This window comes from Paenibacillus sepulcri (assembly GCF_042647105.1).
GTDB lineage: Bacteria > Bacillota > Bacilli > Paenibacillales > Paenibacillaceae > Paenibacillus_Z > Paenibacillus_Z sepulcri.
The window spans coordinates 8,007,990-8,034,818 of sequence record NZ_JBHRUP010000001.1; the positions used below are offsets into that span (position 1 = coordinate 8,007,990).

The window sequence follows — 26,829 nt, forward strand, 5'->3', positions numbered from 1 at the left end:
CGGATGACCAGCTTTCCTTATTGCGCAATTACAGGACAGGAGAAGGCAAAGAAAGCATTGATTATGCTGGCTGTTAACGAGGATTTGGACAGCATTCTGTTATCCGGGGAGAAAGGGTCGGGAAAATCCTTATTAGCCCGGGGCTTTGCGGCGTTACTGCCCCGGAAGCGGCGGGTGGACATCCCGCTTCATACAACAGAGGATCGTCTGCTGGGCGGTGTCGATCTGGAATATGCCTTGAAGCATGGAGAGAAAAAGGTTCAAGCCGGATTATTGGCAGCCGCACATCAGAATATTGTTTTTGCGGATGACATGAATCTCATGGCTGATTCTGCGGTTCATGCGATCGTTAATGCCGTCACGAGCAGGCAAGTTGAAGCGGAGCGTGAAGGTTTGTCCATCTCGTATCCAAGCGACAGCATTCTTGTTGCGGCGATGAATCCGGAGGAAGGCGGGCTTTCTGCAGGCGTATTGGACCGGTTTGGTTTATTTGTCTCCATGACATGTGAGCATTCAGTTGAACACCGCCGGGATATTATCCGCTCAGCACTGGCGTATGAGCGGGACCCGGAGGGGTTCAGCCGGTCGAAGGAGCAGGAGACCCTTCAGCTCCAGGAATTGATCATTACAGCCAAAGGTTATTTATCAAGGATGAATATAAGCGGGCAGCTGCTGGAATTGGCTGCATGGACCACACTGATCGCGCAATGCCGCGGACACCGAGCCGATTATTATTTGGTTGAAGCGGCCAAAACCATCGCGGCATTGGCCGGCCGGGACGAAGTGGAAGCAGGCGACATCCGCTTGGCGGCGGAGTATGTGCTGCTGCATCGGATGGGTAACGAGCAAAACAGCTCAGCAGCGCAAGAGCAGGAAGCAGATAACGATGAGATCCCCCCGCAGCCGCAGCGTCCACAGCCCGATTCATCGGGTTCACCGAATGCGGGCCAAGGCGCTCAACCGGATGCAGCTTCTATGGATCATGAATCGGGGCGGCAAACTAAGACCAAGTCCGGAGCGGATCAGGATAAAGTGGAATCCATTGGAGCCATTATAGAGCCGAAGAAGCTGGTCTTCTCCGCCCAGGATGACAAGATCCGCTCAGGTACCGGCAAAAGAAGCAAAACGAAAACAGGAACCAAGCAAGGACGTTATGTGAAAGCCGTCTACCCGAAGGGCAAGACGCTGGACATTGCGTTCGATGCTACCCTGCGGGCGGCGGCGCCCTTTCAGAGGATGCGTCCGCAAAAAGAAGAAACGGCATGGAACATTAGCCGCGAGGATATCCGGGTCAAGGTGCGGGAGAAACGCGTTGGCGTAACGATGCTGTTCGTTGTCGATGCAAGCCGCTCCATGGCGGCGGAGAAACGGATGCAGGCGGTGAAGGGGGCCATACTCTCGCTGCTGCAGGATGCCTATCAGAAGCGGGACCGTGTGGGTATGGTCGCATTCCGTCAGGAGTCGGCGGAGGAAGTGTTATCTATCACCCGCAGCGTCGAGTTGGCGGAGAAGCAGCTTCGTTTGCTGCCTACGGGAGGCAGGACACCGCTCGCGCTTGGCCTGATGAAAGGGATTGAGCTGCTTCGTCAAGCCCTCAAGCGGGATCCGGAAATTGTGCCGGTGATGGTTGTGATTACGGATGGCAAAGCCAATGTCGGCCTGCAGCAGGGAGCATCGATCCAGGACATTCTTGCAGAAAGCAGGCAGGTTGGCGGCGGGGTGCCGGCGGCGGGTATCCATTCGCTTGTGCTCGACACGGAGCAGGGCTTTGTGAAGCTGCATCAGGCCCGGGAGCTGGCGTCGGCGATGCAGGCACAATATGTTCAGCTGGAGCAACTGGAGGGATCGCATATCACAGCAGCGATAAGAGACAGTCTAAGGATATAGATCATATCTATAAGCGGGAGCTGGAAACCTATGCATATTATAATAGCTACAACGTCCTATTCGACATTGGCGGATATCGCCGCTGCCTATCAGCAGCTGTCCAGGGCGCAGCAAGCCCGGCTTACCCTCGCTTTATTTAATATTGAGGATAAGCAAGCAGATGACCGCCGGGCGCGTTTTGCGGAAGATGTGCAGCGTGCAGATCTCTTTCTCTATGATCCCCACGGAGCCGACGCCGAAACCATGATGGAGATGAACAAAGCCGGTGAAGCTCACGGAATCAGTCAAATATCGATGATGCTGCAGGAGGCCGGCTCGCTGCGGTTTTTGAGATTGGGGGAATTGCTGGGCAGCGATATTGAGATTGATCCTGTCACACAGCTGCCTATACTTGCCGATGATGCCGTGGAGACCAATCTGCATGAGGATGAAGCAGGAAGCAAGCAGCAGGCTTTGCAGCAGTTGATTAAAATCCAGGCCTATTGGCGGGCAGCGGGAGCTGCGAATTGGCTGCAATTCTTTTATTATGCGGGACGTACATACGGAAAGCTTGATTTCCCTGAACCGGGCGAACCGGCAGCCTACCCGGACCTTGGCATTATAGATCCTGATACTAAATTGTTCTATGAGAATGCGGCGGCTTATGCGGCGGATAGGCCTTTCGATAATGAAAAACCGGTTGTCGCCTTTATTTATTTGGCGAATAACTCGCGTTTGTATACCTCGGGTGTAGTTGCAGAAATCGCTGAGCGCATGAGAACGGTGGCCAATGTGCTGCCGATCGGATTGGTCAGCTCGATGAAAGTGAATGTGCAGCGCTTAAAGCAGCTGCTGGCGCAGCCTGACAGTGAAGCGGCCTTGCTCGTGAACTTTCTTGGCTTCCGCCTGGGGAGCGGCCCGCGCAGCGAAGGCATATCCGGCGTAGTTGAGATGCTGGAGGAGCTTGCGGTTCCGATCGTGCATCCCTTCTTTCTATCCAGATTAACGCAGGAGGAATGGGAGCAGTCAACACGGGGCCTTAGTCCCTCCGAGTTTCTTGTTCATGTGGTGCTGCCGGAGTTGGATGGCAATATCGACATTTATCCAGTGGCGGCTATGAAGGATACCGGTTATGACGAAACGCATCAGATCCGCCATAGACAGCTAGCTATTATTGAGGAGCGCGTAGAACGTTTGGTCGCGCGGGTGAAGAAGCTGTTGGCGCTTCAAGCAAAGGCGAACGCGGAGAAAAGGATTGCGCTGATTTGCTATAATTATCCGCCGGGCGAAGGCAATCTCTTCGGCGGATCCTTCCTGGATACCTTTGAATCCGTATCCCGGCTGCTGGCCCGGCTGCAAGCGGAGCGTTATCAGGTTGAGCCGTTATCGGCAGAGGAGCTGCGCGGGCGGTTCCTCCAGGGACAGCTGGTAAACTCGCCGAGATGGGCGGATGAACAAGGGGCGGATCGTTTGATCCGTTACGACAAGACGAATTATGATCAGCGCCTTCAAGCCATGCCGCAAAGCTTCATAGAGGCCATGACGGCTCAATGGGGGGCTTCGCCAGGTACCGTTATGGCCGAAAATGAACAATTTCTTATACCCGGCATAAAAAACGGCAATGTTTTTATCGGACTGCAGCCTACGCGAGGCATTCATGAAAATCCCGAGAAGGTCTACCATGATGATGCGCTTCTTCCGACTCACCAGTATGCGGCGTATTATCAATGGCTGCGCGAGGAATTTGCTGCCGATGTCATTGTTCATGTTGGAACTCACGGCACGCTCGAATTTCTGCCGGGCAAGGAAAGCGGCATGTCGGGAGATTGCTTCCCGGACAGCTTTATAGGAGATGTTCCGCATCTATATTACTACTATGTGGGCAATCCCTCAGAGGGGATGATCGCCAAGCGGCGGTCGCATGCGGCCTTAATCAGCTACCAGTCGCCCCCATTCGTTGAAGCGGGATTATACGACGCGTTTGCAGAGCTGGAGTCGCTTGTTCACGAGTATCGCGGCGCAAGGCAGCTGGATCCGGATCGCTGTGAATCGATATGGGCGGAGATGAAGCAGCAAGCGGAGCATTTAGCGTTGAATTGTGAGAATTTTGAGCAGGTAGAGGATGAATTGTATCTCATGAAACGCTCCGCGATTCCGCGCGGGCTGCATGTTCTGGGCGAAGGGTATGAGCATGACGATGCGTTGCGGCATATGGCCTTTGTCCTTCGTCATGACCGGACAGAGGCGCCTTCCTTGCGCAGGCTGTTGGCAGCCGCGCAGGGACAGGGCTACGATCAATTGATCGCAGATAATGCCATCGATCAATTGTCGGTTCTGGATGAAGAAGCCCATCGAGTCATTGAAGCCTATATTCAATCGGGAGAAATCCCGGATGTGCGGAGCGAGCTGGCAGGGGATTTTCAGAGAACGCTGGCTTTTGGCAAAGCCGCATATGACGCTGCATTGCATAATGAAGAAATTGAAGGCCTTCTTCGCGGTCTAAACGGCCGATATCTCCCCGTTAACCTGGCAGGTGATGTTCTGCGAAATCCGGAAATATTGCCGACCGGACGGAATATGTACCAGCTGGATCCCCGTGCGGTTCCAAGCGCCTCGGCTGTGAAACGCGGCATCGAGATCGCAGCCAATACCGTTTTGTTATTTTATGCACAAAAGGGTGCTTATCCGAATACGACGGCGATTGTGCTGTGGGGAATCGAAACAGCCCGGACGCAGGGAGAATCCATCGGACAGATCATGCATTACCTGGGCGTGCGGCTGGGCAAACGCGGTCATAATCTGAAGCCCGCCTATGAGATCATACCTTTAGCAGAGCTTGGCCGTCCCCGTTTGAACATTGTGATCACTATTTCCGGCATTTTCCGCGATATGTTTTCCAATGTGATGGAGGACTTGAATTTGCTCTTCAAACAAATCGCCAGTCTGGATGAACCGGAAGACATGAATATTTTCAAGCAGCACACCGGTAAATTGCTGAAGCAGCTGGAGGAAGACGGCTATGCGCCGGACGATGCCTTCGACCTGGCCTGCGCGAGAATATTCGGCCCGGCCGAAGGGGAATATGGCACGGGTGTAACAGGAATGATTGAGACGAAGAATTGGACGGACGAGGAGCAGATCGGAGACCGGTTTAATCAGAGCATGCATCATGTCTACAGCAGCAAGATCCGCGGACAAGAAGCAAGGCGGCTGTTTAACGCCAATCTCGAAGCTGTCGATATAGTTTCGCAGCTGCGCAGCAGCCATGAGCATGAAGTGGTTGACATTGATCATTATTATGAGTATTTCGGCGGGCTCTCCAAAACCATCGAGAAGATCAAAGGGGAGAAGGCCGAAATCTACATATCCGACACGACGGGGGAAAGCGTACTGACGGAGGATGTGCGCGAGTCCATCAACCGGGGGGTTCGCACGCGCTTGCTGAATCCCAAATGGATTGATGGCTTAATGGAGCATCCGTATCATGGCACACAAAAAATCGCACAACGGTTCGAGAACCTGTTGGGACTCGCTTCAACCACTAATAAAGTGGATAACTGGGTGTTCTCGAGCCTCCATGACACCTATGTAGCGGATCCGGAACGCAGCAGGCAGTTGGAGGAAAACAACGCTTTCGCCTTTCATGAGATCATCGAGACGATGCTGGAAAGCTATCAGCGCAGTTACTGGTCGCCGACGGATGAGCAGCTTGAACAGCTTAAGCAAAAATATATGGAGATCGAAAACGGCCTGGAATCCTAATTCTTTCCTGCTGCCGAAATAGTTGATACGTCCCCTAGCCTGGTAGTCCTGTTACTAGTATAAGCATACTGTGGCTGCCTCCATACGGATCGATTAGAATGAATCTATATTCAATCAACATCAATCCAGGGGAATGAGGGAATCATATATGCAAACAAGAAAACTGGGACGCGAAGGGCTGGAAGTGTCGGCCCTGGGCCTTGGCACCATGATGATGCCAAACGATGAGGAGTCTGTGCGCACGATCCAGGGAGCGCTGGATCTCGGCGTAACGATGTTCGATACTGCAGATATTTATGGAGAATTCCTGCAGCAGCGCTTCGGAATCAACGAGAAGCTGGTTGGACGGGCGCTCAAGGGCCGGCGGGAGGAAGCTGTGATCGCGACAAAATTCGGGATTACGCATAGTCAAGGCCCGAAGGGAGATCCTGCATATATCAAAAAGTCCGTGGACGCCAGCCTGTTCCATCTCGGGATCGATTATATTGACCTGTATTATCAGCACCGGCCTGATCCGAATACCCCGATTGAGGAAACGGTGGGAACACTGGCCGATCTGGTCAAGGAAGGGAAAATCCGATATATCGGCTTGTCCGAAGCATCGCCCGATCTGATCCGCCGTGCACATTCGGTGCATCCGATAAGCGCTGTAGAAACTGAATACTCATTGTGGAGCAGAGAAGTGGAGGACGAAATCCTGCCGCTCCTGAAGGAGCTGGGGATCGGCTTCGTGCCTTATAGTCCGCTAGGGCGCGGCTTCCTGACCGGCCAGATCAAGAAGTTCGACGATCTGCCGGAGGATGATTACCGCCGCTATTATCCCCGGTTTCAAGGTGAGAATTTCGTCAAAAATCTGGAGGTCGTGACTCTCCTTGAAACAATGGCTGCGCAAAAGGGCTGCACCGCCGCCCAGCTGGGACTGGCGTGGCTGCTGGTGCAGGGCGACCATATCGTCCCGATTCCGGGGACGAAGAGATTGGATCGAGTGCAGGAGAATCTCGGCGCTCTGCAGGTTTCCTTATCGGAAAACGATCTTGCGGAGATCGAACGCATTTCGCCGAAAGGCATCGCTATGGGGTCCCGATTTCCAGGCTAAGAGCCCCGGACACGAAAGATGAAACGGATGAAATTTGATCGTCGCCTGAATCTTCCGTGAATAGAACTCGAATATTGAACACTGAAAAAAACCAGCCTAAGCACAGCGCGCCTGTGATTGGACTGGTTTTTTGTTATTTTATCGACCGAAAATTCAAGAAACACTGTGATTATTCCATCTCGTCGTACATATCGGTAACAGCTGCAGCCAATGCTCTGGCTTCAAAATCTGTGGAGGAGCTGAGTTTCTCCCAACGTTCCGTCTCGGCCAGCTTGGCCTGATCGACAGCCTTGGCGATTGCTACCGCATCGCTGCCGAGCAGAAGCCGCAGCGGTGGATTCTCCTCGTTCACAACGGCGATGATCGCAAGAGCCGCTTTGGCCGGATCGCCATTTTCTTTGCCTGTCGTTTCACGGGCATGTTTCAAGAGACCGCCTACTGTAGCCTGGTATTCCTCGCGGGGCTCGATATGGTTCATGGATGACCCCGCCCAGTCGGTGCGGAAGCCGCCCGGCTCGATGATTGTCACCTTCAAGCCAAGTGGGGTCACTTCTTTGGACAGGACCTCCGAGAACCCTTCAACCCCCCATTTGGCTGTCTGATAAGCAGCCAGTCCCGGTGCGCTGGTGCGTCCGCCTATGGAGGAAAACTGCAGAATATGTCCGAAGCCTTGTTCTCTCATCACGGGCACGGCAGCCTTGGTGACGTTGATGACACCCCACAGATTGGTCTCGATCTGAGCCCGGAAATCCTCGAAGGATGTCTCTTCAATCGATGAAATATTGCCATAGCCCGCGTTGTTCACCAGCACGTCAAGCCGACCGAATGTCTGAACAGCAGCTTCAATGGCATGGTTAGCCTGTTCGAAGTCTGTTACGTCAAGCGTTACGGCGCGAACCTGATCGCCATAACGTTCAACCAGGTCGGCAAGCTGTTCCGGCTTGCGGGCGGTGGCGATTAATTGATCCCCTTGAGCGAGGACCGCTTCTGCAAGACTGCGGCCAAAGCCGCGCGAGCTGCCGGTGATAAGCCATACTTTTTTCATTACAAATCATCTTCCCTTCGTTGTGTTGTTATGGAATGTTTAATCCAACGTTAGTATAGATCCTTAACTGGATATAGTCAAGAAATTTTGGATTAAATATTCCGGTAAAATTATATATAGTTATAAATCGCATAACTTCTAGAAAAATACGCATAATTACAACTGATCTAAATCGTTGATGTTGGATTAAATATTCTTAAATATTATTAAACAGAAACTTAAACATAAATAATAATAGGGATGTAAACTGAATATATGGATCATATGATCCAATACACTTGACATGGCACAGAGGCAGCACTAAAATAGTGGTTATCGAGGTGTGAATAATGAGCAAACGCCAGGATATTATGAACGCTACGCTGGATTTGATCGATGAAGAGGGGCTGCAATCCGTCACCTTCGCCAAAATCATAAAAAGAGCAAAGGTTGGCTCCGGCACCATTTTCAATTATTTCAGCAATAAGGAAGAGCTGGTCAACGAAGTTTATAAAGAGGCGAGAATGCTTATGGGCCGATGCCTTTTATCCGGCTATGACCCCGAACTGAGCTTATATGAGAGATTCAAATGCCTTCAACTGAACAGACTCCGGTTCGCAGTTGATTTTCCCAAGGAATTCAGGTTTATTGACCATTATTCGTATTCGCCTTATATCTTGCGGGAAATACGCGATATGGATGAAGCCGGCTCGTCACGGATTGTGCAGGCTCTCATTGTAGAAGGGCAGAAGCAGGGAATCTTCAAGGAGCTGAACTCGCACTTATGCCATCAGCTTATCCACGGTATTATTTCCTCAATCGCCAAAGGATATTATGTCCATAAATACCCTTTGACTGAGAGGGAGATTCGGCAAACCCTGGAAGTATCCTGGAAAGCGATCCTTGTTTAGCGGGGTGACATGAACAGCCAGTCAGATCTGACAGACTAATTTTATGGCCTCTCGGGATTGATTCATGTATTTTCTGAGGAAGAGTTCTTTACAAACAAGGATAAGTATGATAAAAATATAGATACTATTTTATTAGCCGGCTAATTAAAATAATTTGAGGAGCTATGCTAATGATTGATGAAGAAATTCGGGAGCGTCTCTTTAAAATATCCGCTCAAATGCGCCGTAATTTTTCCGAGCTGCTGAACAGTGTAGATCTTTATGTTGGACAGGATCAGTTATTATGTCAGCTTTGGAAAGAAGACGGAGTAACTCAGGTCCAGCTAAGTGAAAGTCTTAACTGTGAACCGCCTACTGTAACCAATATGATCAATAAGCTTGAGAAGAAAGGAATTTTATTGAGGAAGCGCGATGATGCAGACGGAAGAGTGAGCAGAGTGTACGTTACCCCAAAGGGGCGGGAGTTACTTGAGCCTGTCGAGAAAATCTGGAGACAGCAGACAGACAAGCTGCTGGAAGGATTTTCTCCGGAAGAACGAATTACGCTAAAAAATATGATGCAGCGAATGGAAAAGAATCTTTCCTGAGCTTTTTTTTATTCCAATAGTTAGCCTGCTAATAATTTATGGAGACAAGCTAATAATAATATGTATAAGGAGCTGATTTATTATGAGTAACAATAAAGTCCGCGTTGGTATTATTGGAGGATCCATAAATAATGGATGGGCTAAGGGGACACATATTCCTTCGATACAACAACTTCCAGAGCTTGAACTCGCTGCTGTAAGCACAAGCAGGATGGAAAGTGCTGAGGAGAGTGCCCGCGAATTCAATGCCGCTCATGCTTTTGCCAATGCAAACGATTTGTCGCAGCATTCCGATGTCGATATGGTGGTGGTCAGTGTGAAGGTCGTGGAACATTACGATGCCGTAAAAGCAGCTGCGTCAGCCGGGAAACATGTGTATAGTGAATGGCCTTTGGGTTCCAGCACCGCCGAAGCGATTGACATGCAGAAGTTAGCGGAGGCTAATCATATCCATAACACAGTTGGTCTGCAAGCAAGACAAGCACCCGAAATCAACTATCTCAAAGATCTTATTGCGGAGGGATATGTCGGAAAGGTACTGTCGGTTAATTTGCGAGCATACACAGAAGTCATGGGGGGAACCGGTTTCAGCTCCAGCAGATATGTCTTTGACAAAACGGCAGGCGGGAATCTATTAGCCATATACGGCGGGCACTCCCTTGATGCGCTCACCTATATACTGGGTGATTTCACAGAATTATCGGCCGCCCTGGAGAATCAGTACAATCAAGCCGAAGTAATCGGCACTGGTGAAATCGTGGAAAAAACATCGGATGATCAAATATTGATTCATGGCAAATTAAACAGCGGGGCCATGGCCAGCGTCCATATTCAAGGCGGGGTGAAACAACCGGGACTTTATTTGGAAGTTTATGGTGACAAAGGCATGCTTGTTCTTCAAAACGCCAAGGGCAGTATTCAAATGGGACCTTACAAACTGTCCGGCGCGCATCAGACCGAAGAAGAACCAAAAGCTTCGCTGAAGGAATTGACTGTCCCTGATTCCTATCGCTGGGTACCTGACGGAATTAACAACCAGGGGGGACCCGTCATAAATGTGGCACAAGCGCTCAGAAAGTTTGCCAAAGATATTCAGGAAGGAACCTTCCGTATGCCGACCTTTGCGGATGCTGTTAAAGTCCACCAACTTCTGGATACGATCGAAAAAGCGGCTAATACCGGCGAACGCCAGTATTTATAAAAATTCATTCCTTATATTTGCGATGTCATTTTTCTCAAACAATCTGTATAGCTGTTCGGCCATAAATTGAGGGGGATGCGGCATTTTATGCTGTATCCACCACTCCACGATACCAACAAAAGCCGAAGCCATAAATTGGGCATTCAGTTCATTGTCTATATTAGATTGATGGTCTTGCGTTTCAAGTTTATTTTGAACGCTGGCTGATATAAAATGCAGCAGACGATCCCGGAATACGAAGGTTCTTCGATTCGCGAACAAGGCGGAGAAGAACTGAAAGTTCTCCTCGAAATAAACGAACACCGGTTTCAGATCGCTGAGCAGCACGGTTTCTTCCCGTTTTATATCGTGAAGGCTGCAAAAAGCGATCAGTTTGCTCAAATGGTCTTCAATGCATTTATTCAGCAGATCGTATTTGTCTTCGTAGTGCAGATAGACGGTTCCCCGGTTTACATTGGCCATTTCCGCGATTTCGTTGATGGTGATTTGTTCAAGTTCTTTTTCAGAAAAAAGATCAAGAAATGCCTTGTTGATGGCTTCCTTGGTCTTTACGATTCGTCTGTCTATTTTGGTCGCGCTCTCCATGCTTTGCCAGCCCCCTCCGATAATAAACGCATTCATCCTTGTTGTTGGATATGGAATAAAAGAATTCTTATTAGCGAATGAATTCCCATCACTTCTCTATATAATAATCAACAAGCGCCAAATAATCAACACACGTTGTAAATAGGGCCGGAGCGGGCCGGTTTTGTGATGCCAACTCACGCCGTGGAGCTTGGGGAATGTCCCGGAACACAAACAATGCCCTTCCTGCCTGCGGGGAGGCGGAAGGGCTGAAAAGTCTGCTTTCTCGGCATAAGTAGCTTTATTAACCTTTTGGCATTGCCGTGTACGGAGTTAAGTTTATCATATCTGCAGCTTCAACTAATAATTAATCTAATTAAATATTAATTCGATTAAATAAATGACAACTATATGCGATGAGTCTTGAAAGCCAACAGTTACGGAGTAAAAGCGAGCTTCATGAATTAATTAATGGCATTAACAAGATGTTGTTAAGAATAAATCTTACCTTTGATACAAAGGATAGTCAACAGTTGTTGGCAGTTCAATCGCGAACATCCGTACATTGCTATCCCGATCGGCCCGGAGCCCGATGCTCTTGTTATTACCCGTTGCTTCAATCACGCTGAAATCCTTATGATGGAACAAAACGGGTTCATTCTCCGGGTTCATATTCTCCCATGTTCCGCCGCCTCTGACTGCCAGCGCCGCCCAGGAATATCCCGCGGGAATTACATGCTGGTAGGCCTGGCCCTGTGCGACTGTAATGTCCCACATCTTAACATCAGTGACCAGCTGAATCGGCGCTCCTTCACCGATCAACGTCTTCCGGCTGACGCCCTGTGCCGGCGCCGTCACCGGGAAATCTTCATTCCGGTAATCCCGATAGGTGGGTGTCCGTTTCATGGCTTCGCTCAGATAGGGCTCCAACCAGATCTGGAAACTTTCCGCATCGGGTCCCTGAACCTCCTCTTGGTGGGATACACCAGAACCGGTTTGCATAACCTGCACTCCGCCAGGACCGATCGTGCTCTTCGTTCCAAGCGTATCTCCATGCGTCAACTGACCGTTGATGACATAGGACATAATTTCGAATCCTCGATGCGGGTGCAGGCCGATCCCGCCTTTCTCTTTGGTATGAGCCCAGGACCAGTAGAATAGAGGACCGACGCGCTGCACGACAGAATTTTCCTGGGGAAAGCCGATCGGCTTCTGCACGCGTATATTGGTCCCGTCGAACCAGGAGTCGTCCTGCTGTTCCGGCGGATAAATTTTAATTGTCATCATGAATCATTCCTTTCGCAGAGAGATATGCGCCGAGTCCAGACTGCCTGAGTAAATCGGCTCGCTCTCGGGGGCGCTCGTTATACCGCGATCATTTACCCTAATGTTAGGATAAAAATATCCTAACATTAGGGTAAATGAATGTCAAGACCAATGGTCTCGTGCGATCTATCCATTTGATGGCCGTTGGATACCTTGTCAGATGGTTGAAGCTGCAGAAGGATCCCAATTATAAAAGAAATGCAAAACCCCTTTCCATCAAAAAAAGCGGAAGGGGGTCTTTGATGTTTATAATAACGCCGGTTCGATGGGAGTCTGCAGTTCCGGCCGGCGCGTTTTGATTGCAAGCATCCTCGGGATTCCTTTCTTACTTGTCAAATAACTTCTCCAATGCTTCCCGCTGAGGCGGACGGATGCTTATAGCGGAACGGATGCTCTTGGCCTGCTGCTCTGCATCATCAATAGAATCGGCTAATCCCAGCTTAATTAATGTTCCGATCGCGACTGCACCCGTCCGGCCTTTACCTCCGCCGCAGTGGAAGCCGACCTTCTTCCCGCTGTTGTAAGCATCAAGGACGTGATTAATAGCTTGGTCAATCAGCTCGGACTGCGGGGTGTCGGAATGATCCCCGATCGGAACCTGGATTCTTGTAATATTCTTATATGGATAGTCGCCTTCAGCGGCTTCGGCGCGCAAATCAACAATGACCTCGCAATGCGCTTCCGAAATCATCTCTTCCGCATCTGCCGCCCCGCCGAAGAAGATTTGGTCTCCTACAAGGGCTTGATAATTTCCGGACATAGGTAACACTCCTCAAAATATTGGATTTTCATATCACAACGTGATCGCTGACTTGGTTTGATTATTCGCCATTCAGGACAAATTTCTCGATTCGAGACTTTATGGCATCACGGACCGCACGGAATTGGTTCATGATTTCTTCTTCTGTACCGGTCGCTTTCGCAGGATCGTCGAAACCCCAGTGCCATTTCATAACATTAGGGTTGGAGATCACGGGACAATGCTCATCAGCATGTCCGCATAAGGTAATGACATAAGCAGCGCGGTTTAACGTTTCGGGATCAATGGTTTTCGACTTGTTAGCCGAGATGTCGACACCGGTCTCGGCCATGACGGTTACGGCGCGGGGATTCAAGCCATGTGCTTCCAAGCCTGCGCTTTTCACTTCATAAAGATGACCGCCGATAGCATTCAAAAATCCATCCGCCATCTGACTTCGGCATGAATTGCCTGTACAAAGGAAATAGACGAGTTTCTTATCCATGAATAAAATCCCCTTTAGCTATAATGGATTCAGCCCACAATTAATAACCAGAGATATAGGCTGGTCAGCGTAATCAACAAGACGGGAAGCGTCAGAACAATGCCAACTTTGAAGTAATATCCCCAGCTTATTTTAACTCCCTTGGCAGACAATACATGGAGCCATAGAAGAGTTGCGAGGGATCCGATCGGAGTGATTTTGGGACCCAAATCGGAACCGATGACATTGGCATAGATGAACGCTTCCCTTACGACACCGGTGGTATCCGTTCCCTGGATAGCCAGAGCATCAATCATGACAGTGGGCAGGTTGTTCATAATGGAAGAGAGAATAGCGGCTATAAAACCGGCGCCAACCGTGGCAATGAACAATCCTTGATCTCCGGCCCAATCGAACACTGCTCCCAGCTCATCGGTAAGCCCGACATTCCGCAGCCCGTAAACGACAACGTACATGCCGATCGAGAATGCTACGACAGCCCAAGGAGCTCCCTTTACCAGGCTCCATGTATGAATTTCCTTGCTTTGTCTGGAGAGAAAGAGAAACACAATTGCTGCAGCACCTGCAATAATCGATACCGGCACATGGATGAATTCACTTGTCAAATAGGCAATCAGCAGCACAGCCAGGATTACCCAGGAAATCCGAAACATCTTGTAGTCTTTAATGGCTTCGCCTGGTTTCTTTAATTGATCAAGATCATAGCTCTTTGGAATGTTCCTCCCGAACATGAGGTACAGGACCAGCAGGCTCGAGGCGATAGCGAAGATGGTAGGCACAATCATTCGACCGGCATATTCGGCAAATCCGATACCGAAATAATCCGAGGATATAATATTCACCAGATTGCTTACCACAAGTGGCAGGGAAGCCGTATCCGAGATAAATCCGCTCGCCATAATGAAGGGCAGAATCATCCTTGAGTCAAACTTTAAGGCTCTCACCATGGCGAGGACAATCGGGGTCAGGATCAGCGCAGCTCCGTCATTGGCGAAAAATGCGGCGACCGCGGCTCCGAGCAGGATGACATAAACGAACATTAGTTTGCCGTTTCCTCTGGCAATACGGGCCATGTGCAGAGCAGCCCATTCAAAAAAGCCTATTTCATCGAGGATGAGCGAGATCAATATGATGGCAACAAACGTTAGCGTAGCATTCCAGACGATCTGGGTGACTTCCCATACATCGTAAAAGCTGACGACTCCGAAAAGCAGGGCAATAATGGCGCCTCCGCATGCGGACCAGCCGATATTGAGGCCTTTTGGCTGCCAAATCACAAAAATCAGGGTAATCAAGAATATGAGCGAAGCAATCGTCAGCATAAATCCTCCAGGTTCAGTCGCAGCTTTGCGTATTTAACGCATTTATTCTGTCTTTCATAGATGGGAGATGGGCCAGAAGATCATTCAGATAAGGCTTGTCAGCCAAATTCAATGAATAATAAACCCACTGCCGGCGTTTGGTTTCGTTAATGAGACCTCCTGTTTTCAATTTCTTCAGATGCTGGCTTACATTTGGCTGCGTGGTCTCGAGGATCTCCACAATATCGCAGACGCACAGTTCCTGTTCCCTGAGAAGGGTCAGGATGGTCAACCTGCTTTTATCCGAGAGCAGCTTGAGGGATTCCAGCATCTCTCCGACATTGGTCATCTCGTTCAACTCCTTTCAAGTACCTCACACATGAGCTCATCATAATTATACATACTCTAGTATATAAGTAAATGATTATATTAGTCTGGAATAATATGAGTCACAGAATGATGGTTATTGCATTAAATCAAATTATTTTGATTTAGTGTTGAATTGGAAAATGTTTCGTGGTAGGATGAATACATCAAAATAATTTGATTAATGGAGCGTGGCGAATATGACCGATATACTTTCTGCCGGGTATCTGATGTTCCAGAATCACATATATGCGGCATGCTGCCAACCCGTTTGCTGCTAAGGAGAATCGATATGATTAAAGAGCTTCCCATAATCGTTTCAGAAGCAAAGACCCCTGATTTTACGCCGTATGAGAACAAATTCAAGGCTTTGGCCGACCAGAAAAGACTGCAAATCATGTATGAGCTTACCCAAAGAGGAAATACATGCGTCTGCGATCTGGTTGAGATCTTAAACATCCCGCAATCAAAGCTGTCCTATCATCTGAAGATCCTGCTGGATGCCGGATTAATTCTCCGCGAGACCAAAGGGACCTGGAGCTACTATGAGCTGAACCAGGAGGAGGTTAATAACTTGCTGTCTCCAGCGTTGTGCTGCATGTTCCGTAATGCTGATGCAGCTATAAGCGGGTGTTGTTAATTGAAACTAAAAGGAGCGAAAAAACATGAATCAGGTTCAAAACGATGAAATCCGCCAGCATGTCCGCAGCCGCTACAAACAAATTGCCTTGTACAACGAAAACGAATCAGACGCAGGCTGCTGCGCACCTGCAATCAGCTGCTGTGACACACCGCGTGATTTCAACGATATCTCGTCGAAACTGGGTTATTCGAATGATGAGCTTACCAGCGTTCCCGAAGGGGCAAACCTGGGGCTTGGCTGCGGCAATCCGCAAGCGATCGCATCCTTGCAAGCGGGAGAAGTCGTGGTTGATTTGGGCAGCGGGGGCGGATTCGACAGCTTCCTTGCCGCAAAGCAGGTAGGCGATAGCGGAAAGGTCATCGGAGTGGATATGACGCCAGAGATGATCAGCCGGGCCCGCGGCAATGCCCTGAGAGGCGGGTATGCGAATACAGAATTCCGGCTGGGCGAGATTGAGCATTTGCCCATTTCCGATGATAGCGTGAATGTAATCATCTCGAATTGCGTCATTAATCTCTCTCCCGATAAGCAGCAGGTGTTCAATGAGGCCATTCGTGTATTGAAACCAGGCGGACGGCTGGCCATTTCGGATATCGTGACGACTGCTGCACTGCCGGAAGAGATCAAACAGGATATGGACTCGTTGGCGGGGTGCATCTCTGGAGCCTCTTCTATTGATGAAATACAGATCATCCTTGAGGATAGCGGATTTGTTGATATCGTTATTGAGCCAAAAGACGAATCAAAGGCGTTCATTCGAAAATGGATTCCCGGCGCTCAGGTAGATCAGTATATTGTGTCAGCCGTGATTAAGGCGGCTAAAGCATTATAGTAGAAGCTAGTTGGCGCATTTGTATATTTCCTATTCAGCAGAAATCCGGGCTTAGTGACCGGGTTTCTTTTTTTTAGTCAGGATTGTGCAGCAGTCATTTTTTCTTCGGCTTTTGATGAAGTATTGAAAATACCGCTGCCGATACTTGAATTTATGGATTGCCCGGGAGAGAAAGCGGATGATATAGTGAAGACGCTTCCCAATATTTTCATTTATGTTGAAGGGAGATTCCAATGAACCAAGAAAGTAAAGGCAAGACGTTTTTGAACTTTGCACACAGAGGGGCTTCCGGTTATTGTCCGGAGAACACGATGGCCGCCTTTGAGAAAGGGCTGGAGCTTGGAGCAAACGGCATCGAGACGGATGTTCAAATGACTGCTGACGGCAGGCTGGTGCTAATTCATGACGAAACGCTGGTCCGGACGACGAACGGAGCAGGCAGGGTCATGGACCTCAGCTGGGACGAAATCAGAACAAAGGACGCCGGCTCATGGTTCGGATCTGAGTTTCACGGTGCGTCTGTGCCTGTTATTGAAGAGCTGTTCGAGCTTGCGAAGGACAGGGATGTCATCTTGAATGTGGAGCTGAAGAACAGCCTGTATCCCTATCCCGGGATGGAGGAAGCCTTGGTTCGCAGCATCAGGGAATTTGGACTGGAGAGCCAGGTTATTGTTTCCAGTTTCAATCATTACTCGCTGGCCCACTTCAAGAAGCTGGCTCCGGATATGAGAACCGCTATTTTATATTCGGCAATTCTCCATGAACCCTGGACTTATGCGGCTTTAATCGGCTCTGATGCGCTTCATCCGCCATATCGTGCGGTAACCGCAGAATGGGTAAAAGAAGCAGGCAAGCACGGAACTGTCTATCATCCATACACTGTCAACGATATAGCGACGATGCAGACGCTGATCGATATAGGCGTTGCCGGCATCATTACGGATTATCCGGACCGGCTGGCCGCTCTGATCGGCGGCGGGGCGGGAACCGGTGTGCGCTAAGCAGATACATGCAGATTCACGTTCTTTATTTTATCCAATTTCTTTCTTAAGTTTATGGAGTTCTTTGCCCTCGCATCGTCTGTATAATGGACGGTACGAGGGCTATTTTGTTTGACAGGGCAGGAGGAAGGAACAACAATGAGAATCGATATTTCCGAGTTCGGACTGCAAGAGGGACAAGAAGCGGATGCGGCGCTGGCCGTGTTCCGGGCGCTTGCGGCGAGCAGGACAGCGGACAATCCGGAGCTCGTATTTCCGAAGGGGAGCTATCACTTTTTCCCCGAGAGAGCGGCTGAGGGAAGCTATTATATAACCAATCACGATCAGGGAGGAACCCGCAGGACAGCGTTTCCCATTCTTAACCGGAACGGTCTCATTATAGATGGACAAGGCTCCGAATTTATCTTTCATGGTCCCATGATCCCATTTATTCTTGATAACAGTGCGAATATTACGCTGCGCAATTTCACGATCGATTGGGCAAGGCCGATGTTCGAGCAGGGCATCGTAACAGCGGCTTCCGAGACGTCATTTGATATTCAATTAGCGGCCAATGCCGATTATGAGATGAGATCAGACGGTCTTTACTTCGAATTTGGCGGTGGTCGTCTTCCTGTCTGGGGGTTTCACGATATCGATCCGATCAACCGCACCCATGCTCATCAGAGCGGAGACCGGATCAGCTGGAACTCGTTCAAGAAGCTGAAGCTGAGCGAGGCGGGGCCGGGTCTGATCCGCGTGACCGGCGACATCAGACATATTCCCCGTGTCGGCAATAGGATTACGATGCGTTTCGGGAGACGTGAAAATCCGGGCATCTTCATTAAAGGCAGCGATAAGGTGGAAATCGGGAACGTAACGCTGCATCATGCACCCGGTATGGGGCTGGTAGCTCAGCGATCATCCGATATTACGCTGCGCGGCTTCGACGTCAGGCTGAACCCGGATTCCGGCCGGATGGTGACCGCGACTGCGGATGCAACGCATTTCACGAACTGCCGCGGTACGATTCTGATCGAAGATTGTTTGTTCGAGAATCAACTGGACGATCCATGCAATGTTCATGGCATCTATGTAAGGGTATCGGAGCGGATATCAGAGGATACGCTGCTGGTCCGGTTCATGCACGAAATGACGGTTGGCATCGATTTTACCGGAATGGGCGATATCGTCCGTTTCATCAATAACGAATCCCTGCTGCCCTATGCGGAGGCAAGCGTCCGCAGTGCAGAGCTTGTTAATGAGGAATATATGCTGATTACCTTCGATCAGCCGTTGCCTTCTGCCGTCGGAGAATATCATGTGATCGAGAATGTTACATGGAACCCCGATCTGACGGTGCGCCGGTGCACCGTCAGAGCCAACCGGGCGAGGGGGTTTCTTATCACGACCCCTGGCCGTGTGCTGCTGGAGCACAATACGATCAGTGCTCCCGGAGCCGGGATCAAAATCTCGGGAGATGCCAATTCCTGGTATGAATCAGGGGCGGTTCAGGATGTAACGATCCGGTATAACACATTTCTGGATTGCAATTATTGTTATCCCGACTGGGGACGCGCGGTGATCGATATTGATCCGGAGATTGAGAATCCCGAATCGCATGAGGAGTGCTACCACCGGAATATCCGAATTCAAGAAAATGTGTTTGACACCTTCGAATCTCCCCTTGTTTATGGCCATTCCATTGACGGATTCACTTTTACAGGCAATGTCGTCCGGCGAAGCGGTAATTATCCGATGCATGGAGGCAGACCGTATACGATTGAGCTCCGGGCGGCCCGGAATACGGTCATTACCGGAAACCGCTTCGAAGGCGGCGAACCGCGAGCTGCCTTGTTGGAGAACGCGGAGGTCAATCTGCCGGTCGAATCATGAACAAACTCTGTCCGTTCATGCGGATTGAGGAAACAGGATGAGGAGTGGCGGCATGAGCGAATCGTTCACGATTGCATCGATGTTTACGGATCATATGGTCCTGCAGCAGCAGACGCCAATTCCGGTATGGGGACGCGGTCCGGAAGGCGGGAGAGTGACGGTTTCCCTGCCCGGACAGATGGAAACGGCCGTAGTGAGCGGCGGAGACTGGATTGTTCGGCTTGCGTCCATGCAGGCCGGCGGACCCTATGAGATGACGATATGCTTAGATAATCCGGCAGCAGTAGGTAAGGATACGGATACGTTTGCGGATACGGATCAAAACGCCTATTCAAATATACGCTTATCCGACATCTGGATCGGCGAGGTCTGGCTGGCAGGAGGGCAATCCAATATGGTGCAGCCGCTGCTGGTCGTGGAGGGAGGTATTGAGGCAGCGGCGAAGGCAGACTATCCGTGCATACGCTTCTTCACCACGCCGCGGCGGCCCTATCATGGAGCAGTCGTTCCGGGATGGGACTTCATCGGGACGCTCTCGGAAGATGCGGACTGGCAGGTGTGTACGCCGGAAACCGCTCTGCATGTTACAGGGATTGGTTACTATTTTGCCGAATTTCTGCAGCATGCCCGGGAAGTTCCGGTCGGAATCATCAGCTGCTGCTGGGGAGCGACGCCTGCCCAGGCCTGGATGAGCGAATCCTGGCTTAAACGCAGTCCGCGATTGAAACCCTTGTGGGATGCATTTACAGAACATACGGCTGCCCTCGATAAGAATGAATACGATCGGGAATATGACCGATACGTTGAGGATATGTACCGTCTCATTGAGGAACGCGGAGATATCGCGGGGAAGGTCCGGGAGCTTGGCCTGGATGGATACCGAAGATGGGTTTCTGCGCATCCATTGGTATGGCCGGATCAGCCTTACAGTCACAAATCGCCCGAGCGTCCTTGCGGCCTGTACGAAACGATGCTGCAGACGGTTGCGCCTTACGCGATCCGCGGCGTTCTCTGGTACCAGGGAGAAGCCAATGCCAACCGGGCTGAAGCCGTTTTGTACCGCGAGCTGTTGACAGGCTTGATCGCAAACTGGCGCGAGGCCTGGGATAGCCCGGAGCTGCCTTTTCTGATTGTGCAGCTGAGCTCCTTCGCGTGGCTTGGCAATCCGGACGGAGAAATCTGGCCCGTCATCCGTGAAGCGCAAGAGGCCGTGGCCAATGATGTGCCGCATACCGCATTGATTGTAACCATCGATTGCGGCCAGCGGGACGATATCCACCCTGTCGACAAGCGGACAGTAGCGGAGCGGCTTGCTCTGGCGGCTCGCGCGAAGGCCTATGGCGAAGACGCCAGCTATAGCGGTCCCCGATACCTGGACATGGCTGTGGAAGGGCGGAAGGCTATAATTGCTTTCGATCCGGACAGTGTGCAGCCTTGCGCTTCATCCGGAGCGTTATCCGGTTTTACAATCTGCGGGGATGATCGCCGTTTTGTGCCGGCAGATGCCCGATTTTCGGGCAACCGGGTGGAAGTCAGCAGCCCGGATGTGGACGCACCAGTCGCAGTCAGATACGCCTGGAGCAATATGCCGGCAGCCAGCGTCAAGGGAAATAATGGAATACCGGCTGCGCCTTTCCGTACCGACGATTTTGACATACAATTAGCTTAAAGTTCAAAGCCCCCTTCCGCCGTCGGACAGGCGGCTTTTGCTTTTCATATCCCGATATTGACGGGCTACCGGAGGCTGCCGATGATGGTTTTTTTTCAGAATGTCCGTTTGAATTTGCGCGCCAAGCTCATCATTCTCTATTTCCTGACGATCTTCATTCCGCTGCTGGTGACCGGTCAAGTGATTCTGTCGATGTCAGGCAAGAAAATCATCGAGCAAACGACGAATATTACGCAGGGCAGCTCCGTTCAGACCGCGAGAAACATTCAGACGCTGCTAAGCAGCTATGTGGACATCGTGAATCGGCTCAGCGTCGACCAGACGCTGAACAATTATTTGAATCCGGAGCGGGTTTATGAGAGCGAGCTGGACAGTATCGACGCTTACGATTTGTACCTGAAGCCAGTCACCTACTATGATTTCAATTACAAGGAGCCTGCCGCCGAGCTGAATATTTTATTTCTGAACCAGACGCTGCTGCAGGATTACAATATTTTCATTCACGCTGACGACAAGGTGCGGCAGCGTGCCGATTACCTGGCAGCAGTCCATGGGGAAGGCGCTTTGGTCTGGGGAAATAAGGACGACAAGGTGTATATCGCCCGAAGCATCTATAACAATAACCGGCAGCTGACTGCGGTCATATCGATGCAGATACCGGAGAGCAGCCTGTACGCGCTCATGATGGAGACAGACCAGAGCGGGAAAACCATGCTGATCGCCGACCGCTCCGGCTATACGATTTCCTCCAATGACAGGGAGCTGATCGGCAGCTTTATCGATAAGAAGGACTATTTCCAGCCGGATGCCTCCCAGCCGTTCGATATGAAGGAGGAGCGGGCAGGGAAGTCCTATAAAGTCATTGTTGAACCGCTCGGAAACGGCAAACAGTACCCCGATTGGAGGCTGTTCACCCTTATCCCGCTCGATCGGCTGATCAACGACGAGCAGACAATCCGGCGAACGGGGTTATGGGTGCTCGCGCTTGGACTGGTCGTCTCCTGCGGTATTTTCATTCTGGCGCTGAACCGGATCACGGACCGGGTGAAGGCTCTCGTCAAGAAAATGCAGGTCGTCAAGAACGGCGAATTATCGGTTCTGAAGGATAAGGGCGCAAAAGACGAGATCGGAGAGCTGACAAGCAATTTCAATGAGATGATCGTCAATCTGGAGCGCTCCATCTATGAGAACTATGAAGTGAATCTGAAGCTGAAGGACAGTACGATCAAGAAGCAGGAGGCGGAAATGTATGCACTTCAGAACCAGATCAATCCCCATTTTCTGTTCAACACGCTTGAATCCATCCGGATGGGGCTTCATAACAAGGGGGATCAGGAAACGGCGCTCGTGGTCATGAATTTCTCCAAGCTGTTCCGCCATTTGTTGAACTGGCAGGGGGAGTTCATCGAGCTGCGGGAAGAAATCGATTTGGTGCGCAAATATTTGGTTATCCAGAAATACCGTTTTCAGGAGCGCGTTCAATATGAACTGGATATCGACCAGAGTCTGACCGGCGCACTTATTCCCAAGCTAACCATTCAACCTCTCGTGGAAAATGCCGTCAAGCACGGGGCGGAGAGCGTCCGCGACAATGGACGTATCCGGCTCTCGATCGAGAAGATGGCGGATCCTGTGATGAGGATCGTGATCGAAGACAACGGGAGGGGCATTCCAGCCGAAACGCTGAGGCAGATCCGCAAGGAGCTTGAGAGCCAGGAAATAAAAAAAAGCGGCAGCATCGGATTGAAGAATGTGCACGACCGGATTCAGCTTCATTTTGGCAATAAATTTGGCGTTACCATTGAGTCCCCTCCGGAAGGGGGCACCCGGGTATGCTTGACGATGCCGGTTGTAACGGGAATTCCGGGTGCGAACGGTTACGGAGCGGAGCTTGCGCTTTAAGCAAGAGCATTCGAAGATCGGGCAGGAGGGAAAGCATGTTTAAAGTATTGATCGTTGACGATGAGCCGCAAATCCGCACCGGATTATGCACGATCATCCCTTGGGAAAGCTTCGGCTTCGTGATCGCAGGCGAAGCGGCGGACGGCGTGGAGGCGCTGGAGATGGCCAGGCGTCTGGAACCGGATCTGGTCATTACGGACGTCAAGATGCCTATGATGGACGGGATTGAGCTGTCAAGGCAGTTGAGGGCGGCGGGGTTTCCGGAAATGCCGATTCTTGTTCTCAGCGGCTACAATGATTTTTCCTTCGCCAAGGAAGCGATGAAATTCGGGGTGGCCGACTATCTGCTCAAGCCCGTCGATCCTGAGGAATTAAGCGGCGTACTGGAAAAGGTATACGAGCAGCTGCTGGCGGCCACCCGGCAGAAGGTGAAGGAGAAAGCGAAGTCGAAGTCGCTGAAGAATTTCTTCCTGGGCAGGCTGATACGAGGCGAGATTTATGAACATCACTTTGAAACCGCTGCCGATAACGGAATATCCCTCGATGGAGAGCGTTTCTGCAGCGCGGTTGTCTCCATAGACCGTTACGGTGAATTTGTGACATCATTGACAGAGCAGGAAATCGGTTTGATCAAATTTGCACTGGAGAACATGATCGAAGAAATAATCGGCGGGAACGGCTATTTCTTCGAGATTTCCGAGCAATGGTACGGCATAATGCTGATTGGACCCGCTTCGCTGGCGGAGCCGGATCTTCTCAGCCTGGCAGAGCGAATCGTCGACGCCACGCTGCGGTATGCGAAAGAAAGTCTGACTATCGCCTTCGGCTCAGTCGTCCATCATCCCGCTCAGATCAGAGATTCTTATGCGCAGGCCGTCAAAGCGCTGGATAAGCGGTTTTATTTTCAGGACGAGCATGTATTTCTCTTCAGGCAAGAAGATTTCGAGGAGGTGCAGGGCGGCATCCGCTGGGATTTGACAGGACTGCTTCAGGCGATCAGGCAGGGGAATACGGAGCGGACGCGGGAAGCGACGGAACGCCTGTTCGAGCCATTTGAGCAGCAGTTCGTATCACTCGATTATCTGAAGCATCAGATTATGCTGACGGTCATCCGTTTAGGAAAATTAATGGAAGAGTATCACGGGGATTGGGATGTCTTTTACACCGGCAAATTCAACGAGGTGGAGCGGATCATCCGGCATGGCGATATCCAGCTGTTGAAGGCGTTTCTAAGCCGGTTTACGAAAGAAATTTGCAGCAGTGTGGAGAGCGTCCGGCAGCCCCGGAAGACGGAGAACCGGATTCATGAAATTGTGGAGCTGATCGAGAGCCGCTACCAATCGGAGTTGAACTTAAAGGAATTATCCAAAATGTTTTATATCAATGCGGTCTATCTGGGGCAGCTGTTCAGGAAAGAGACAGGCGAATATTTCAATGATTATATTAACAAAGTAAGGATCAGGGAGGCCTGCGTGCTGCTTGCGGAGACCAATGCCGCTGCCGCCGATATCGCCGAGCAGGTCGGTTACAAGTATGTCGACCATTTCTACAGGCATTTCAAACAAATCCACGGAATGAACCCCGGTGAATACCGCAGAAGGCTTGTGGGCGGATAGCATCCAAACTTCTTTACTTTATCGAATACACTTCTAAAGTTTATGGAAAGCCCCGCCGCCGGCGGGGCTTTATACTTAATCTATAGACTACAGAGATCGTCCCGATTCGAAAGGAAGTGCTATGAATGGAACAGGCTGTCGTTCCCGCCGTTCAGACCGTCAGGCGGAAGAAAGCGAAATGGAGAGGAACCTTTCCCCTGCTGGTGATGACCGTTCCTTTTTTTCTGCTTGTGCTGTTGTTTTCCTATGTTCCGCTCTGGGGATGGTCCATCGCGTTCGTCGATTACATTCCCGGCAGGAAGCTGGCTGATTCCGCCTTTGCCGGATTCAAGTATTTTCACCGCCTGTTCGACGCGACGTCGGATTTCAGTCTTGTTCTGAGGAATACGCTTGTTCTGAGCTTTCTCGGACTATTGAGCTCGCCGATCCCTGTCGTGCTGGCGATCATGATTACCAATCTGCGGTCAAAATGGTTCGGGAAGTTCGTGCAAACCGTGACCTCATTCCCGAACTTCATATCCTGGATTATCATTTATTCTGTCTTCTTCTCCTTCTTCTCCATTGATGACGGCATGCTAAACAAGCTGCTCTACAGCACGCTTCATTGGATCGGCGAGCCCTCGAATATCTTGGCCGACCCGGACTGGACCTGGTGGTTCATGACCCTCGCTACGATCTGGAAAACGGCTGGCTGGACGGCGATCATCTATATTTCGGCCATAGCAGGCATCGATCAGGAGCAGTACCAGGCAGCCGAAGTGGATGGCGCGAACCGGTGGCAGCAGGCGATTCATATTACGATCCCCGGCATCATGCCGACCTTCACCATTCTGCTGCTCCTCAATATCGGCAACATGCTCAATGTCGGGTTTGACCAGTATTACGTGTTTCATAACGCTCTTATTCACGACAAGATCGAGGTTATCGATACATACACGTACCGTGTCGGTCTGCTCAATATGGACTTCTCGTATTCGACGGCAGCCGGTATTTTCAAATCCCTGGTCAGCGTTATCCTCCTGTTCACCGCCAACTTCACAACCAAGCGGATAACGGGTAAATCGATCTTGTAAGAGAGGGAGAACATCATGAACGATACTGCTGTCTATAGCAGCTGGAAACAACGTATGTGGGATGGACTCAATATTTTGCTGCTTGCCGTGTTCGCGCTACTTGCGCTTTATCCGTTTTATTATATTTTTATCTATTCCATAAGCGTCCCGGAACAGGCTCTGAAGGGCATCTACCTGCTTCCCCAAGGACTTACGCTGCAAAATTACATCCAGGTATTCCAGCAGGACAATATTCTGTGGGCGTTCTTCATCTCGGTCTCAAGGACAGTCGCAGGTACGGCCCTTACCTTGATCTGCTGCACGATTTTCTCTTACGGGATCAGCAAGAAGGAGGTGCCCTTCCGCAAGTTGATGTACAGCGCCGTCATCATCACGATGTATATCTCGCCGGGCCTGATCCCGTGGTATCTCACGATGAAAGCCTATGGACTGCAGAATAATTTTCTGCTCTATATACTGCCCGGGCTGATGGTTGCTTTCTACATCGTATTGATCAAGACGTATATGGAAGAGCTGCCGTCTGCGCTGGAGGAATCCGCGAAGGTGGATGGAGCGACGTACTATCAGATTTTGTTTAAAATTGTTCTGCCGCTGACCATTCCGGTGCTTGCAACCGTAGCCATATTTAATGCCGTTAATCAATGGAACTCCTGGGTGGATAATCTGTATCTGGCCTCGGATCTTAAGCTGCAAACGCTGCAAATGCTGCTGTACACCTATGTCAACCAGCAGACGGCGGCCATGTCCATGCTGAGCAATTCGAATTCCACACAAACGTCTGTTATTCTGACGCCGACATCGATCCAGATGACCATCACGATGATCGCCACGCTGCCCATCCTGGTCGTCTATCCGTTCCTGCAGCGTTATTTCCTCAAAGGCCTCATGCTCGGCGCTGTTAAAGGATAAATCCAGCGGCTTCGATATCCGGGCAAATGCCTTGATATATAATCTTTATAAATAATGGGGA

General features: G+C 50.5%; 22 protein-coding genes. 15 read left to right on the plus strand and 7 right to left on the minus strand.

Annotation, left to right across the window (positions count from 1 at the left end):
• Positions 1-3: 3 nt before the first annotated feature.
• The 3 genes from ACFOLF_RS34725 (at position 4) to ACFOLF_RS34735 (ending at position 6,724) form a co-directional block, all read left to right on the plus strand.
• Positions 4-1,887 (plus strand): ATP-binding protein, encoded by a 1,884-nt coding sequence (locus tag ACFOLF_RS34725; protein ID WP_210045345.1) that lies wholly within the window; start codon positions 4-6, stop codon positions 1,885-1,887.
• A 30-nt stretch (positions 1,888-1,917) separates the two neighbouring features.
• Complete coding sequence (bchH, locus tag ACFOLF_RS34730; RefSeq protein ID WP_210045344.1) at positions 1,918-5,628, plus strand: magnesium chelatase subunit H; 3,711 nt, start codon at positions 1,918-1,920, stop codon at positions 5,626-5,628.
• A gap of 148 nt (positions 5,629-5,776) precedes the next feature.
• Complete coding sequence (locus tag ACFOLF_RS34735) at positions 5,777-6,724, plus strand: aldo/keto reductase (protein ID WP_210045343.1); 948 nt, start codon at positions 5,777-5,779, stop codon at positions 6,722-6,724.
• 169 nt (positions 6,725-6,893) lie between these two features.
• Here ACFOLF_RS34735 and ACFOLF_RS34740 read toward each other — a convergent pair whose 3' ends face one another.
• Positions 6,894-7,769 (minus strand): oxidoreductase, encoded by an 876-nt coding sequence (locus ACFOLF_RS34740; protein WP_210045342.1) that lies wholly within the window; start codon positions 7,767-7,769, stop codon positions 6,894-6,896.
• Positions 7,770-8,098: 329 nt separating this feature from the next.
• Here ACFOLF_RS34740 and ACFOLF_RS34745 point away from each other — a divergent pair, with 329 nt between their 5' ends.
• The 3 genes from ACFOLF_RS34745 to ACFOLF_RS34755 all read left to right on the plus strand — a co-directional run bounded on the left by ACFOLF_RS34745 (position 8,099) and on the right by ACFOLF_RS34755 (position 10,447).
• Entirely contained in the window at positions 8,099-8,659 is a 561-nt protein-coding gene (locus ACFOLF_RS34745; RefSeq protein ID WP_210045341.1) for a TetR/AcrR family transcriptional regulator, read from the plus strand.
• A 170-nt stretch (positions 8,660-8,829) separates the two neighbouring features.
• Positions 8,830-9,246 carry a MarR family winged helix-turn-helix transcriptional regulator gene (locus ACFOLF_RS34750; protein ID WP_210045340.1) on the plus strand — a complete coding sequence of 139 codons (417 nt, stop codon included), beginning with the start codon at positions 8,830-8,832 and terminating at the stop codon, positions 9,244-9,246.
• An 82-nt stretch (positions 9,247-9,328) separates the two neighbouring features.
• On the plus strand, positions 9,329-10,447 hold the full coding sequence (locus ACFOLF_RS34755; protein WP_210045339.1) for a Gfo/Idh/MocA family protein: 1,119 nt from the start codon (positions 9,329-9,331) through the stop codon (positions 10,445-10,447).
• Here ACFOLF_RS34755 and ACFOLF_RS34760 read toward each other — a convergent pair.
• The 6 genes from ACFOLF_RS34760 to ACFOLF_RS34785 form a co-directional block, all read right to left on the minus strand.
• Entirely contained in the window at positions 10,442-11,032 is a 591-nt protein-coding gene (locus ACFOLF_RS34760; RefSeq protein ID WP_210045338.1) for a TetR/AcrR family transcriptional regulator, read from the minus strand. The two genes, ACFOLF_RS34755 and ACFOLF_RS34760, sit on opposite strands and share 6 nt — an antisense overlap.
• A gap of 483 nt (positions 11,033-11,515) precedes the next feature.
• Complete coding sequence (locus ACFOLF_RS34765; RefSeq protein ID WP_379113445.1) at positions 11,516-12,298, minus strand: pirin family protein; 783 nt, start codon at positions 12,296-12,298, stop codon at positions 11,516-11,518.
• Positions 12,299-12,662: 364 nt separating this feature from the next.
• Positions 12,663-13,097 carry a protein-tyrosine phosphatase family protein gene (locus ACFOLF_RS34770; RefSeq protein WP_210045337.1) on the minus strand — a complete coding sequence of 145 codons (435 nt, stop codon included), beginning with the start codon at positions 13,095-13,097 and terminating at the stop codon, positions 12,663-12,665.
• Between the two features lie 61 nt (positions 13,098-13,158).
• Positions 13,159-13,581, minus strand: coding sequence for an arsenate reductase (thioredoxin) (gene arsC / locus ACFOLF_RS34775; protein ID WP_210045336.1), 423 nt, complete (start codon positions 13,579-13,581; stop codon positions 13,159-13,161).
• A 29-nt stretch (positions 13,582-13,610) separates the two neighbouring features.
• The gene (locus tag ACFOLF_RS34780; protein WP_379113447.1) at positions 13,611-14,903 is read right to left on the minus strand and encodes an arsenic transporter; all 1,293 of its coding nucleotides are present in this window, start codon (positions 14,901-14,903) and stop codon (positions 13,611-13,613) included.
• 13 nt (positions 14,904-14,916) lie between these two features.
• The gene (locus ACFOLF_RS34785; protein WP_210045335.1) at positions 14,917-15,231 is read right to left on the minus strand and encodes an ArsR/SmtB family transcription factor; all 315 of its coding nucleotides are present in this window, start codon (positions 15,229-15,231) and stop codon (positions 14,917-14,919) included.
• Positions 15,232-15,540: 309 nt separating this feature from the next.
• Between ACFOLF_RS34785 and ACFOLF_RS34790 the strand changes: the two genes are divergently transcribed.
• The 9 genes from ACFOLF_RS34790 (at position 15,541) to ACFOLF_RS34830 (ending at position 26,768) form a co-directional block, all read left to right on the plus strand.
• The gene (locus tag ACFOLF_RS34790) at positions 15,541-15,888 is read left to right on the plus strand and encodes an ArsR/SmtB family transcription factor (protein WP_210045334.1); all 348 of its coding nucleotides are present in this window, start codon (positions 15,541-15,543) and stop codon (positions 15,886-15,888) included.
• A 25-nt stretch (positions 15,889-15,913) separates the two neighbouring features.
• Positions 15,914-16,723 (plus strand): arsenite methyltransferase, encoded by an 810-nt coding sequence (locus ACFOLF_RS34795; protein ID WP_210045333.1) that lies wholly within the window; start codon positions 15,914-15,916, stop codon positions 16,721-16,723.
• 233 nt (positions 16,724-16,956) lie between these two features.
• Positions 16,957-17,724 carry a glycerophosphodiester phosphodiesterase gene (locus ACFOLF_RS34800; RefSeq protein ID WP_210045332.1) on the plus strand — a complete coding sequence of 256 codons (768 nt, stop codon included), beginning with the start codon at positions 16,957-16,959 and terminating at the stop codon, positions 17,722-17,724.
• A gap of 138 nt (positions 17,725-17,862) precedes the next feature.
• On the plus strand, positions 17,863-19,599 hold the full coding sequence (locus ACFOLF_RS34805) for an alpha-1,3-galactosidase-related protein (RefSeq protein ID WP_210045331.1): 1,737 nt from the start codon (positions 17,863-17,865) through the stop codon (positions 19,597-19,599).
• A 52-nt stretch (positions 19,600-19,651) separates the two neighbouring features.
• Entirely contained in the window at positions 19,652-21,268 is a 1,617-nt protein-coding gene (locus ACFOLF_RS34810) for a sialate O-acetylesterase (protein WP_210045330.1), read from the plus strand.
• A gap of 81 nt (positions 21,269-21,349) precedes the next feature.
• On the plus strand, positions 21,350-23,170 hold the full coding sequence (locus ACFOLF_RS34815; protein ID WP_210045329.1) for a cache domain-containing sensor histidine kinase: 1,821 nt from the start codon (positions 21,350-21,352) through the stop codon (positions 23,168-23,170).
• A gap of 35 nt (positions 23,171-23,205) precedes the next feature.
• On the plus strand, positions 23,206-24,786 hold the full coding sequence (locus tag ACFOLF_RS34820) for a response regulator (RefSeq protein ID WP_210045328.1): 1,581 nt from the start codon (positions 23,206-23,208) through the stop codon (positions 24,784-24,786).
• 125 nt (positions 24,787-24,911) lie between these two features.
• Complete coding sequence (locus ACFOLF_RS34825) at positions 24,912-25,859, plus strand: ABC transporter permease (protein WP_210045327.1); 948 nt, start codon at positions 24,912-24,914, stop codon at positions 25,857-25,859.
• A gap of 15 nt (positions 25,860-25,874) precedes the next feature.
• Positions 25,875-26,768 carry a carbohydrate ABC transporter permease gene (locus tag ACFOLF_RS34830; protein WP_379113449.1) on the plus strand — a complete coding sequence of 298 codons (894 nt, stop codon included), beginning with the start codon at positions 25,875-25,877 and terminating at the stop codon, positions 26,766-26,768.
• Positions 26,769-26,829 lie beyond the last annotated feature (61 nt).